Raw genomic sequence first — 13697 nt, forward strand, 5'->3', positions numbered from 1 at the left:
GGGCAGGTCAGCCGACCGGGCGGTACCGTCCGCGGAGCCGTACGAGCGGGAGGACTCCCGGGGTGACGTAGCTCACGTCCAGCACGCGGGCGATGTAGAGGGTGTGGTCCCCGGCCGGGACGACCTGGGTCGTCTCGGCCTCCAGGGCGGTCACGCCGCCGTCCACGACGAGCGCCTCGCTCAGCCCCCCTCGGTGGTGCGGCGTGCCCGCGAGGAGCAGCCGGGCACCGGGCCGGCCGGCGGTGGCGAACCGGCTGGCGATCGCCTTCTGCCCGGCGGACAGCACGCTGGCGGCCCAGCGGTCGCGGCGCAGCAGCAGCTCGTTGAGGTAGCCGGTGTTCTCCAGGCTCACCATCACCAGCCGGGGGTCGAGCGAGATGGAGGTGAAGGTGCCGACCGTCGCCCCCACGTCGTCGCGCTCGTCCTTCACGGTGATGACCGTCACGGCGGTCGGCACCTGCGCCATGGCCTCGATGAACTCGTTCATGTCGCCATCCTTCCGGAATCCGGGAGGTGGTCGGCTCCCGGTGGCGGCGGACGCCGCCGGGACGGTCGCGGAGTCCGTCCCGGCGGGCCCGCCTCGCGTCACCCCCCGTTCCGGCCGTTCCCGTGCCCCCGGCCGTTCCCGTGACCCCGGTCGTTCCAGCGGTTCCAGCGGTCCTGGTTGTTCACGTCGCGCGGGCCGTTCCCGGGGTCGTTCCGGCTGTCGGGGACCTGCCGCTCAGGGGCGCAGTTCTGGCCGCAGCCGCCGAACCGGGCGGCGTCGATCGGGTGGAAGGGGGTGGCCTTGACGCCCTTCAGCGCCGCCAGCATGGTGTCCTTCCAGATCGGGCCGGGGAGGCTGGCGCCGGCGACGATGCTGTAGCCCGTGCCGCCGATGGTGACCCCGGTGAGCTTGTGATCCGTCGAGCCGCGGGGGTCGCCGATGCTGACCGCGCCGGCCAGGTCGGGGGTGAATCCGGCGAACCATGCGGTGGAGTACCCGTCCGTGGTGCCGGTCTTGCCCGCCGCGTCGCGGCCGATGCCGCCCACGCCGCGCATGGTGCCCTTGGTGAACACTCCGGACAGGATGTCCGCTGTGGCGTCGGCGACCTCGGGGTCCAGCTCCTGGCGGCACTGCGGCGTGTAACGGGTCACCTTGCCGTTGCGGTCGGTGATCTGGGTGATGGCCATCGGCGCGCAGTACTTACCGCGCGCGCCGATGGCGGCGTAGGCGTTGGCCACCGTCACCGGGTCCATCTCGTTGATGCCGAGGGTGAAGGTCTCGTACTCCTGCAGCGCCTGCCCGTCGGCCCGCTTGATGCCCAGCGACTTGGCGGTCTGCACCGTGTCGCACAGCCCCACGCGCTGCTCCAGGGCGACGAAGAAGGTGTTGACCGACCCCCAGGTGCCGGTCTGCAGCGTCTTGAACCCGGGCGAGCCCTCGTCGTTGGTGACGGTGTGCTCCGGGGCGCCGATGTTCTCACCCTTGCAGTTCTTGAACGCCGCGTAGCCCGGGGCGCGGTAGCCGGCACCGGTGGTGATCCCGTCGCTGATCTTCATGCCCTTCTTCAACGCGGTGATCAGGGTGAAGGTCTTGAACGTCGAGCCCGCCTGAAATCCTGTCCCGCCGCCGTGCGCCACGTCGGCCACCACGTTGTAGGACATCTCGTTCCTGGCCTTGCTCTGGCCGTACTTCCGGCTGGCCGCCATCGCCTTGATCGCGCCGGTGCCGGGCTGCACGAGCGCCTCGGAGGCCATCGCGTTGTCGGAGGCGTACACCCGCTTCCTGATCGCCGCGTCGGCCGCGGCCTGCATCTTCGGGTCCAGCGTCGTCTTGATCGTCAGCCCGCCGCGGTTGAGGAACTGCAGACGGCTCCGCTCCGTCTTGCCGAAGCTCGGGTTGTTGAGGATCTCGCTCCGCACGTACATGCAGAAGTAGGGGTACTTGCTGGCCTCGCACCCGCCCGGCAGCGGCGTGCCCTTGTAGCCCAGCTTCTCCTTCTTGGCCTTCGCGGCCTCCTGCGGCGTGATCTTCTTGAGCTGCGCCATCCGGTCGAGCACCAGGTTGCGCCGCTCCAGCAGCCGCTGCTGAGACTTCTTGCCGGCCTCGGGGTTGGTGCTGTTGGGAGACTGCACGGCCGCCGCCAGGGTCGCCGCCTGCGACAGGGTGAGCTTGGACGCCGGCACCCCGAAGAACCGCTTGGCCGCCGCCTCGACCCCGTTGGCCCTCGCCCCGAAGAAGGCGATGTTCAGGTATTTCTCCAGGATCTGGTCCTTGGAGTACTTCTGCTCGACCGCCATCGCGTAACGCAGCTCGTTGAGCTTGCGCGCGTAGGTGGCCTCCAGGACCTTGTTCTTCTCCTTCACGGTGACCGCCGTGTTGAGAAGCACCTGCTTGACGTACTGCTGGGTGATACTGGAGCCGCCCTGGCTCACCCCGCCCGAGGAGAGGTTCTTGGCCAGGGCCCGCACGGTCCCCTCGAGGTCGATGGCGCCGTGCTCGTAGAAGCGGTAGTCCTCGATCGAGATGATCGCCGACTTCATCACCGGGGCGACCTCGCTGAGCGGCACGACCTCGCGGTACACGTCCCAGAACTGGGCGATCTGATGACCCGCGGCGTCCAGGACCGTCGTCTTCTCCGCCAGCGGAGGCTCCTTGAGATCCACCGGCTTGAGGTTCAGCTCGTCCGACGCTGAGACGATCACCGCTCCGGCACCGCCCACGGCCGGTATCGCGAGAGCGCCGACCAGCGCTCCCGCGGCCACCGCCGCTCCGGCGAGCCGTGCGACCTTCCGGCCGGTCGATGTGCCGGCTCCGGTGTCGCGCGACCGGCGACCGGCACCCTTGGCGTCAGCGAGCATCCGCTCGACGGGCGCACGCATACAGTCCCCCCCATTACCCCTTTATGACTTGTCTTTAACCTATAGGTGGATGAGAGGGGTCTGCCATGAACTTCTCCGGTCACCGGTGATGTAGACAGCAGGCGGCCGCACAACGGCGTTGTGGCGCGAGGGTCCCGCCCATCTGATCCGCGACCGTGGAGCGCCGTCGGGGAACACGCCACCGGCCCCAGGCGGGCGAGAAGGACCGGCTCGGCGTCTTAACGCGGTACGGCCCGCACACGGAGTCCGTGCGCGGGCCGCGGGTGACGGGACCGGAGGAGCTAGGCCAGACCGTTCTTGGTCAGCCAGTCCTTGGCGACCACGGCGGCGTCGTCCTTGTCGACCGCGATGCGCTTCATCATGTCGACGAGGCCGGGGGTGTCGAGCTTGGCGGAGACCGCGTCCAGCGTGGTCTTCGCGGTGTCGCTCAGACCGGCCTTGTTGGCCAGCGGCACGACGTTCTCGGAACCGAAGGCGTTCTTGGTGTCCTGGAGCGACACCAGGCCGTTGAGGATGATCTTGGGGTCAGTGGTGAAGACGTTGCCGACCTGGACGGTGCCGTCCTTGATGGCGTCGGCGGTGGCGTCGCCGGTCTTCTTCCACTCCTTGAACTCCAGGCCGTAGGTGTCCTTGAAGTTCTTCTCCTGGCGGGACTGGAACTCCGGCGGCCCTCCCACGGCGTAGCCCTTGGAGACCTTCACCAGGTCCTCGATCGTGGCGAGGCCGTCCTTGGCGGCCGTCTCCTTGGTGACGGTCAGCGAGTTGTTGTCCTCGGCCGCGGCCGGCTCCAGGACCTCCAGCTCGGCCGGGAGCTTCTCCTTGAGCCCGGCGACGATCTCCTCCTTGGTCTTCGCCGTGGTCGTCTTGTCGACGAAGGCGAGGAGCGAGCCGGCATACTCCGGCAGGACCGTCAGGCCGCCGCTCTTGACCTGGTCGTAGAGGATCTCGCGGCTGCCGATGTTGAGCTTCTTCTCAACCTGGACGCCCTTGGCCTCCAGGGCCTGGGCGTAGATCTCGGCGAGCAGGACGTTCTCCGGGAAGTTCGCCGACCCGACGACGACCTTCCCCCCGGGGGCCGCGGCCGCGCCCGAATCCGCCGGGCTCGCGGACGCGCTGGTGAGCGGGTCGCCGCCGCCACCGCACGCGGTAAGAGTGAGCGCTGCGGACAGGAGGATCGCCGCAGTGCTGAAGAGGCGCTTCATCGTGCTTTCCCTTCCAAAACGGGGGGCAATGGGGAGATTAGTGTATGGGCTGGCGCTGTCTCACCCCCGGTGAGACCGAGAAGCGCTCCACCAGACCGAAGCCCAGCTGAACGACCAGGGCCAGCAGCGCCACCAGGACGGCCCCTCCGAACGTGCGCGGGAAGTCCTTGGTCGCGAGACCATCGATGACGTAACGCCCGAAACCACCCAACCCAACATAGGCGGCCACCGCCGCGGTGGAGACCACCTGGATCGCGGCGATCCGCAGGCCGAGCAGGATGAGCGGCAGCGCGACCGGCACCAGCACCCTGCCGAGGACTTGGCCGCCGCGCAGGCCCATGCCGTACGCGGCGGCCCGCAGGTCGGGGTCCACCCCCCGGATGCCCTCGTAGGTGTTGACCAGGATGGGCGGTATGGCGAGCGCCACCAGCGGGATCAGCACCGGGATGATGGTGCCGACGCCCATCAGCAGCACGATGAGCACGAGCAGGCCCAGCGTCGGAAGGGCGCGGGCGGCGTTGGCGCTCAGCACCACGAACAGCGCGCCCTTGCCTGTGTGGCCGATCCACAGTCCCAGGGGCAACGCGATCAGCATGGCGAGCAGCAGCGAGAGCACGGAGAACTCCAGGTGCTCCAGCAGCCGGGTGGGGATGCCGTCCGGGCCGGACCAGTTGGCGGGGTCGCCGAAGAAGTCAATCAGCCAGTTCACGCGGACCTCCTTGCCCGCGACCACGGGGTGAGCAGCCGCTGCGCCAGGACGAGCAGCAGGTCGGCGATCGCCGCCAGCACCACGACCAGCACGATGCCCACGATGATCGGGGTGTAGAACTGCCGCTGCCAGCCGTCGATGAACAGGTAGCCCAGCCCGCCCCTGCCGACCAGCGCGCCCACGCTGACCAGGCTGATGCTGGAGACCGCGGCCACCCTGAGCCCGGCCAGCACGACCGGGACCGCGATCGGCAGCTCCACCTGGAGCAGCCTGCGCAGCGGAGTGAAGCCCATGGCCACCGCGGACTGGCGCACGTGGTCGGGGACCGAGCCGAGCCCGTCCACGACGGCCGGGATCAGGACCGCCATGGCGTAGAAGGTGAGCGGGATCATGACGGTCGCCCGGGTGCCGACACCGGTGATCGGGAGAAGCACGATGAAGACGGCCAGCGAGGGCAGCGAGTAGATCACGTTCATGACGCCGATGGTCGGCTGGTAGAGCCAGCGCCAGCGGACACCGGCCAGCCCCAGCGGGAGCGCGACGAGCAGCCCGATGACGACCGGCACCAGCGCCATGACGACGTGGTCCGCCAGCAGACCCTGGATGGAGGGCCAGTTGCGCCCGATCCAGTCCCAGCGGACCAGGGGTTCCTCATGCACCGACGCCTCCGGCGACCTTGCCCAGCGCCTCGTCCAGCGCCTCGCGGGTGGCGACGCCCACGACCCTGTCGTCGCCGTCCACCGCGATCGCGCTCCCGGAGGGCGACAGCAGCGCCGCGTCCAGCGCGGTGCGCAGCGAGTCGCGGCCCCTGACGAACGTCCCGTACGGCGCGAGCGGCGCGTCCGCCGGCGTGCCGGACTCCGGCAGGTCCGCCACGGCCGCCCAGCCCAGCGGCCGGCCGTCATCGTCGACCACGGCCAGCCATGCCTCGGCGGTCCCGCGCACCGAGGAGACCTCGGCGGAGGCGGGCACGGTCAGGTCGGTGCGCAGCCGCAGCCCCTCGTCGGAGACGAACGACAGCCGCCGGATGCCCCGGTCGCGGCCGAGGAACTCGCGGACGAAGTCGTCGGCGGGCCGGGTCAGCAGCGTCGGGGGGTCGGCGAGCTGCGCCAGGTGCCCGCCGACGCGCAGCACGGCCACCCGGTCGCCGAGCTTGATGGCCTCGTCGATGTCGTGGGTGACGAACACGATGGTCTTGTTGAGCTCGGCCTGCAGCCGGAGCAGCTCCTCCTGCAGGCTGGTGCGCACGATCGGGTCCACCGCGCTGAACGGCTCGTCCATCAGCAGCACCGGCGGGTCGGCCGCCAGGGCGCGGGCCACACCGACACGCTGCTGCTGGCCGCCGGAGAGCTGGAAGGGGTAGCGGTCGGCCATCTTGAGGTCGAGGCCGACGCGTTCCAGCAGCTCCATCGCCCGGTCGCGGGCCTTCTTCTTGTCCCAGCCGAGCAGGTAGGGCACCGTCGCCACGTTGTCGACGATCTTGCGGTGCGGGAAGAGCCCCGCCTGCTGGATGACGTAGCCGATGCCCCTGCGCAGCGTCGGCGGGTCGATGGTCTTCACGTCCACGCCGTCGAGGAGGATCTGACCCTCCGTCGCGTCGATCATCCTGTTGATCATCCGGAGGGACGTCGTCTTGCCGCACCCCGAAGGGCCGACGAACACGGTTATCTCGCCCGTGGGCGCCTCAAGGCTGAGCTTGTCGACGGCGACGGTCCCGTCGGCGTAACGCTTGGTGACACCGTCAAATTTGATCATGTGCAACCTCTTGCTTCCCGGCAGGGCCGCGACTGCCGGCCGCAACTGCCCCATGATTCAGCACGGGCCACCCTATTGCCGACTTTCCCGATCTGTCTTCCCGCCTTCGGCTGAGGCGCTCCAGCCAAGCGCAACATCTATCGAATGGACATTTAATCCTGCGGAGAACCTCAACAGTTCGGCATGATTACCCATATCGTGGGGATTGACACCTCCAGCATCACCCGTATCACCCGGCCCTGCGGCCCCCGTCCTTCACCACGCTCGCCCGAACTCCCAGAGGAACCGGTCTCGTGCCCCAACCGCTCCTCGGTCAGCGCACGCGCGGCGAACTGATCGCCGAGCTCTACGACCGTCACGCCGCCGGACTGTTCGCGTACTGTCACGACCAACTCGGTGACTCCGGATCCGCCTCGGCCGCGCTGGCGGCCGTCCTCGACGCCGTCCCCGACGTGGAGCCCCCGCGCGCCGCGCTCTACGCGTCCGCGCGTCGTGAGATCTACCTGCGGGACGTCGTCTACGCCCCACCCGCCGCCGGCACCGACCCGGTCGCCGTCTTCGTCGAGCGAGTGCTGCGCGACCTGCGCCCGCACCAGCGCGAGGTGCTGTATCTGTCCGGCGTGTGCGAGATGGACACCTCCGAGCTGTCCTGGGTGCTCGACGTGGCGGCCGACACCGCCGACGAACTGACCGTGAGCGCCTGCCGCCGCTTCGCCCAGTCGCTGAACCTGGCCCTGGCCTCGGCCCTGGTGCCGGATCATCTGGCCGACGTGTTCGGCGCCCTCCCCGTCGCCCCGGTCCGTGACGTGCTCATCCGCGCTCCCTGGGCCGTCCCGCCCGCGGCGTTGCGCGCCGCCGCGCTGAGATCCCAGCCCGGTACGGCCGCCGCCCCGCCCACCCTCGCACTGCGGGTCAAGCCGCTGTGGCCGACGACCCCGGCATGGCCGCTGCCACTCCCCGAGACCGCCGTCGACGATGAGTCCTCCCCTTCGGACGGCTTTCCCGACCCCTTCTCCTTCCGGGATCTTCCCGCCCCCTTCGCCGCCCGCGACCCCGAGGCGGTCTCCGCGCACGAGGCCACCACCGAGCCGATGCCCAAGCTCAGGGACACGGTCCTGACGGCCATGGACGACGTGCTCTCCCGTCCCCGGCGGCCGAGGCTTCAGCGGCCGCGACCGCGTGGCGCGGCGCCTCTGCCGGCCCCGGCTCCGTCCGCGTCTCCCCTGTCCGCCCCGCTCCCCGCCGACGTGCTCGACGACCTTCCGTCGGAGAACCTGTTCCGCCCCCTCACCCCCGAGGCGCGGGCCGCCCGGCTCCACACGGACAGGCTGGTCGCCTCCGCGCCCCGCGCGGAAGCGGTCCCCGACGCGTTCCGGGACCGGTCCGCCGAGACGGCGACCGACCCGACGGCCTCTGAGGAGGCTGCTCAGGCAGATCCCCCGCTGCCCGGGTGGCCCCTGCGGGTGGAGGAGCTGGACGCCCAGGCCCGCACCGAGCAGGCCCCGGCACCGGAATGGCCCGAAGCCGAGCCGGCGCCGTCCCCGGAGCGACCCGCGACCGACCGGATACCGTCCCCGGAATGGCCGGACGTCGACTGGGCACCGTATGCGAAGCAGCCCAGGGACGACACGAGACGGCCCAAGCACGCCGCCCCGTGGTCGCCCGAGCCCGAGGCCGAGGCCGAACCTGAGACCGAGGCGAGCGCGCCGGACGGGACCGGGACCACCGAACCGGAGGCGGGCACCGGGACGGCGCAGGCCGCACGCCGGGAACGGGCAGGCGGGCGGGCACGTCACAAGCACCGGCCGGCCCGCGAGGGCAGGCACTACGACTGGATGTGGGAGCTGGTCGGCTTCCTCGTCTGCGTGGCGATCGCGATGCTCGTCTTCTTCCTGATGCCGACCAGGTGACGGCACGGCACCCGTTCACCGGTGGTCCTCGCCCTCGCCGTCCCGACTGCATCTCGTTGTCATATTGGCGACATGTCGTGTTTTGGGCAGGCCGGAACCCGTGACGTGAGGGAGTCCCGTCACCCACTCTCGTGATCGGCAGTACCGAATCACGGAAGGTCGCCCCCCTCATGCACTGGCTTGCCCGTCTCACCGCCACCGGAGCGGTGTTCTCCCTCCTCGCCCTGCCGGCGTTGCCGGCCGGGGCCGGGGCCGCTCCCGCCCCACCCGCGGCCCCCGCCCTCCACCGGGTCACCCTGATCACCGGGGACGTGGTGACCGTCCGTCAGGCCGCGGCCGGCAAGTGGGCCGTCACGGTCGATCCCGCCAAGGGCCGGGAGAAGATGGCGTTCACCACCCACGAGATCGACGGGAAGCTGCAGGTGCTCCCCGGCGACATGGCCCCGTACCTGGCCGGAAACCTGGTCGACAAGGCACTCTTCTCGGTCAGCGACCTGATCGAGCAGGGATACGACGACGCGAGCAGCCCCGCACTGCCGCTGCTGCTCGCCTATGACAAGGACGCCGGCACGGGCGCGCGGACGACGGCCGCCCTGCCCGGCGCCAGGCCGGGGACCGAACTGAAGAGCATCGGCGCGCGGGCGGTGGGCGCCGACAAGGGTGAGCTGGCCGCCTTCTGGAAGGCCGTCGAAGAGACGCCCTCGGCCCGCTCCACCAAGCCCCGGCTCGCCCCCGGAATCAGGAAGATCTGGCTGGACGCCAAGGTCACAGCGGACCTGGAGCGCAGCGTTCCGCAGATCGGCGCGCCCGACGCCTGGAAGAGCGGGTTCGACGGCGAGGGCGTCAAGGTCGCCGTCCTGGACACCGGCGCCGATGAGAACCATCCCGACCTCGCCGGAAAGATCGCCGACAGGCACAACTTCACCGCCGACCCCTCGACCCAGGACGGTCACGGGCACGGCACCCACGTCGCCTCCACCATCGCGGGCCTCGGAGCGGCCTCCGACGGCCGTCGCAAGGGCGTGGCCCCCGGCGCCCAGCTGATCGTCGGCAAGGTGCTGGACAACGACGGCTCGGGCCTGTACTCGCAGATCATCGAGGGAATGGAGTGGGCCGCGACGTCCGGCGCCGACGTCGTCAACATGAGCCTCGGCGGTGAGGCGACGGACGGCGCCGACCCCGTCAGCATCGCCCTGAACACACTGACCGAGCAGACCGGCACCCTCTTCGTCGTCGCGGCCGGCAACGCGGGAGAGGAGTACTCCGTCGGCACCCCCGGCGCCGCGACGTCGGCGCTGACCGTCGGCGCGGTCGGCGCCGACGAGGCGCTCGCCCCCTTCTCCAGCCGTGGCCCGCGCCTCGACGGAGGCGCCAAACCGGACATCACCGCCCCGGGAGTGGCGATCGTGGCCGCGCGGGCCGAGGGCACCTCGATGGGCGCACCCGCCGACGAGCGCTACACCGCCGCGTCCGGGACCTCGATGGCGACCCCCCACGTGGCCGGCGCCGCCGCGATCCTCAAGCAGCGGCACCCGGACTGGAAGGCCTCGAAGCTCAAGGACGCCCTGATCTCGACCGCCAGGACGGCGCGGGACCTGACCGTCTACGAGCAGGGCGGCGGGCGGGTGGACGTCGCGCGTGCCGTACGGCAGGACGTCACGGCCACCGGCGTGCTCGACCTGGGCACCCACCAGGACGGCGGCTCCACGGACCTCTCCGGGACCGTCGCCTACACCAACTCCGCCCAGACACCCGTCTCCCTGACCCTGACCGCCACCCTGAACAACCTGGACGGCGACGCCCCCGCGCAGGACGCGCTCACCCTGGGGTCGGCGTCGGTCACCGTCGGCGCCGGCGCCACGGTCACGGTCCCGGTGAGCGCCGACCCGGCGAAGCTGGCGTACGGCCGGCACTCCGGTCACCTCACCGCAGTCACCGCGGACGGCTCGGTCTCCCTGCAGACCACGCTGGCGCTCACCAAGAGTCCCCGTACCCGCAAGGTGCACATCAGCGCCATCGGCAAGGACGGCAAGCCCTCGAGCATGAGCAACATCTTCATGTTCGGCCCCGGCCGGCAGGACAACCTCCTCACCTACATCATGCCGTGGGAGGCCGAGGAGGGGAAAACCTTCGAAATCCCCGAGGGCGCCTACTTCGCGCAGGGCCACTTCGGCGAGGAGCGGTCGGGCTCGCACATCATCGACATCAAGATCGACGTCCCCGAGTTCCAGGTGAACGACGACGTGGAGCTGGTGTTCGACGCGCGGAAGACACGGCCGATCGTGATCAGGACGCCGCAGCCGGTGGTCCAGGACGGCATCTCCACGTTCTCCAGCTACCGCGACACCGGATCCCGGAAGATCTCCTCGTCGTTCATGAACTTCCCCTCGGTCGAAGAGCTGCACGTGGCCGAGACGCAGCCGGTCCGCCGGGGCACCTTCGAGTTCACCTCTCGCTGGCAGTACGGCGCGCCGAGACTGTCCTCACGGGTGAACGGCTTCACGGGGCCGCTGGACCTCGTCCCGGCGGGGAGGTCACCGGAGCTGAACGGCAGGTATCGCTGGGAGCTCGTCAACGGCGGTCACGGCGCCCCCGAGGAGCTCGGCGGTCTCGACCTGCGCGGCCGGGCGGTCATCCTGTCGACCGTCTCGGACGGCGACCCCCGATGGGACGAGATGATCGCCGCCGCCGCCGAGGCGGGCGCCGTGGCCGCCGTCATCGTGCAGGCCGCCGACGACCCCCCGTGGCAGTACTGGTCGCCGGTCATGGACAGGCACGCGATCCCGGCCGCCACGATCTCCTACGAGCAGGGACAGAAACTGCTCAAGAGAGTCCACGAGGGTCGGGCCGTCCTCGACGTGACCGCAAACATGGCCACCCCCTACATCTACGACATCTCACAGGTCTCCAAGGGCCGGATCCCGGAGCAGATCGTCTACGAGGTCAACGCCTCCAACCTGGCCCGCGTGGACACCGGCTACCACGAGACCGGCGGCTTCGGCTGGGCCAAGGAGCAGCGGTTCGCCTGGCGGCCGTGGCAGGTCTTCGCCAACGAGGGACAGCGGTGGGTCCGCACGGGGTCCGAGCGCGTCGAGTACGTCACCTCGGGCGACACCGAGTGGGAGCACGTGGCGCAGCACATGTTCACCTGGGAGACGATGCTCCCGCTCTCCCCCGGGCTCACCGGCGGGCTGCGCAGCTACGCCGCAGGCCAGAAAGTCGGCGAGCGGTGGTTCGGCCCCGTCGTGCGGCCGGCGGTTCCGCCGGGCAGGCCGGAGTTCACCCCGACCCGGACGGGGGACACGCTGAAGCTCGACATCCCCGAGTTCGTCGACGCCGCCGGGCACTACGGCTACGCGTTCACCTCCGACGAGGAAGACACGGTCTCCGCCCGCTTCTACCGTGACGGCGCGCTCGTCGAGGAGCCACGGCAGGCCGTGGGGAACTTCCCTGCCGTTCCCGGGAAGGCCACGTACCGGATGGAGCTGTCCACCAAACGCTCGTCGGAGGAGTGGACGTACGCCACCGAGACCAGCACGGCATGGACGTTCGGCTCCGCCCGTCCGAAGTCCGGCTCCGAACCGCTGCCGCTGCTCGGCGTCGACTACACCGTGCCCGCCGACCTGAACGGCCGGGTTCGCCGGACGCTGCCGGTCCCGCTGGACTTCAGCGTGCGGAGCACCGCGCCCGGCCTCGCCCTGCGACAGGTCACGGCCGAGCTCTCCTACGACGACGGAAAGAGCTGGAAGCGCCTGGTGCTGCTGCCCCGCGGCAGGGACCGCTACTCCACCCTGGTCTCCCACCAGGCGAGCAGGGGACAGTACGTCTCGCTGCGGGTCACCGCGAAGGACGCCGCCGGGAACGCGGTCGAGCAGACCGTGCTCCGCGCCTACGGCGTGAAGTAGAGGCAGGATGCTCCGGGGGCCGGTGCGGCGAGCCGTACCGGCCCCTCCCCCGGGCCGCCGCTCACGGACCGCCCCCGCCAGTGCGGTGTCCACATGCCTTCACCGGGTTCGGAGCCTTCCGAGACGCCGGTACGGCGAGCGGAGACACCGACCCGATCGGCGTCGGTCAACGGCGCATGACCCGGTGAACGGCGGCGGTCGTCCCACTAGAGCCAGCGTTCCCGGGCGGCGTGCCAGGCGAGCTGCATCCTGGTCTGCACGCCGGCGAGTTCCATGATGTGCGAGAGGCGCCGCTGCACGGTCCGCTGGCTGAGCCCGAGCTGGCTGGCGATCGACTTGTCCGGCACCCCGGCGACCAGCAGCGACAGCAGGTACAGGTCGTCGGAGTTCAGCGGGCAGGGATGGGTTCCCTCGGTGAGGGCGCCGTCCTCGGCGATCCGCAGCGGCGTCGCCCGGTCCCAGTAGCTCTCGAACAGCGCGATCAGCACCTCCAGCAGCTCGCCGCCCCGTATCAACGCGGCCGTCGGCTCCGACATCCCGGCATGCCGTACCAGCGGCATCAGGCCGATCTCCCGGTCCACGACCATCAGCCGGACCGGCAGCCGGGGCAGGGCTCGGGCGTTCTCTCCCAGCTTGACGCCGTAGGCCACGTTGGCCTGCATCCCCGGCTCCTCCAGCAGGCCGCGCTCGTAGATCACCCGATAGACCGCCCCGCGGCGCAGCGCGTCCAGTTCCGCGTCGTTCTCGGTCGCGTGCATCACGATCGCGCGTCCCCGGCAGAAACAGAGGACCTCCTCGCGGGCGTTCTTCTGCAGGTGTTCGAGCTGCTCGCGCATCGCGATCCGGTTGGGGAGCACCTCGACGAGCCGGTCGGCGTCGCGGCGGCGGGCGTTGCCCCGGTACTCCTCGGCCAGTTGCTCCACCGTGCGCCGCGCCCAGTCGAGCGACTGCTGCTGGCGCAGCAGCCGGGCGCCCAGCACGATGTCGGGGGCCGCCGCGGTGAAGCGCCGCTCCGCCGGGGCGGCCGTCTCCCCGGAGGCCGTCCGGACCAGGCCTCTGGCCTCCATGGACCGCAGCACCGTCTCGACCGCTCCGGTGTCGAGGTCCAGCTCCGCGACGAGATCGGCGACGCCCGCCTCGGCCGCCGTCACCAGGAACCGGTAGACGCGTTCCTCCAGCGGATCAAGCCCGACCGTTTCCAGCATCTCGCAATAATGCCATCCGAAAAACGCATAACGGATACCCCTCCCCTCACCATGCCGAGGTCGCCGTGGCGAGGAGAGGGGCATCCGAGGCCCGTTCAGACGGCCCACCACCGGCTGGCTCGGCACCGCGGACTCGGCCACGTCCC

9 protein-coding genes are annotated in these 13697 nt (G+C 70.6%); 2 read left to right on the top strand and 7 right to left on the bottom strand.

The genetic code is table 11. From position 1 onward, the window contains the following. Positions 1-7: 7 nt before the first annotated feature. The 6 genes from FHR32_RS07395 to FHR32_RS07420 all read right to left on the bottom strand — a co-directional run bounded on the left by FHR32_RS07395 (position 8) and on the right by FHR32_RS07420 (position 6531). Complete coding sequence (locus FHR32_RS07395; protein ID WP_184753613.1) at positions 8-487, bottom strand: flavin reductase family protein; 480 nt, start codon at positions 485-487, stop codon at positions 8-10. A 98-nt stretch (positions 488-585) separates the two neighbouring features. Next, positions 586-2865, bottom strand: coding sequence for a transglycosylase domain-containing protein (locus tag FHR32_RS07400; RefSeq protein ID WP_246466029.1), 2280 nt, complete (start codon positions 2863-2865; stop codon positions 586-588). 281 nt (positions 2866-3146) lie between these two features. Then, a complete protein-coding gene (locus tag FHR32_RS07405; protein ID WP_184753614.1) occupies positions 3147-4067 on the bottom strand; it encodes an ABC transporter substrate-binding protein in 921 nt (306 codons plus the stop codon). Positions 4068-4104: 37 nt separating this feature from the next. Next, positions 4105-4776 (bottom strand): ABC transporter permease, encoded by a 672-nt coding sequence (locus FHR32_RS07410; protein WP_184753615.1) that lies wholly within the window; start codon positions 4774-4776, stop codon positions 4105-4107. After that, positions 4773-5435, bottom strand: coding sequence for an ABC transporter permease (locus tag FHR32_RS07415; RefSeq protein ID WP_184753616.1), 663 nt, complete (start codon positions 5433-5435; stop codon positions 4773-4775). The genes FHR32_RS07410 and FHR32_RS07415 overlap by 4 nt, the downstream gene beginning before the upstream one ends. Further along, a complete protein-coding gene (locus FHR32_RS07420; protein ID WP_184753617.1) occupies positions 5428-6531 on the bottom strand; it encodes an ABC transporter ATP-binding protein in 1104 nt (367 codons plus the stop codon). Before FHR32_RS07420 ends, FHR32_RS07415 begins: the two co-directional genes overlap by 8 nt. A 293-nt stretch (positions 6532-6824) precedes the next feature. Between FHR32_RS07420 and FHR32_RS07425 the strand changes: the two genes are divergently transcribed. Together FHR32_RS07425 and FHR32_RS07430 are read left to right on the top strand one after the other, a co-directional pair. Beyond that, the gene (locus FHR32_RS07425) at positions 6825-8441 is read left to right on the top strand and encodes a hypothetical protein (protein ID WP_184753618.1); all 1617 of its coding nucleotides are present in this window, start codon (positions 6825-6827) and stop codon (positions 8439-8441) included. 170 nt (positions 8442-8611) lie between these two features. Then, positions 8612-12346: a S8 family peptidase gene (locus tag FHR32_RS07430; RefSeq protein WP_184753619.1), complete on the top strand. Its 3735-nt coding sequence runs from the start codon at positions 8612-8614 to the stop codon at positions 12344-12346. A gap of 206 nt (positions 12347-12552) precedes the next feature. On the opposite strand, the gene FHR32_RS07435 is transcribed toward FHR32_RS07430, so the two are convergent. Then, complete coding sequence (locus tag FHR32_RS07435) at positions 12553-13551, bottom strand: helix-turn-helix domain-containing protein (protein WP_184753620.1); 999 nt, start codon at positions 13549-13551, stop codon at positions 12553-12555. Between the last annotated feature and the right edge of the window lie 146 nt (positions 13552-13697).

It is taken from the genome of Streptosporangium album (assembly GCF_014203795.1).
In the GTDB taxonomy this organism is placed as follows: domain Bacteria; phylum Actinomycetota; class Actinomycetes; order Streptosporangiales; family Streptosporangiaceae; genus Streptosporangium; species Streptosporangium album.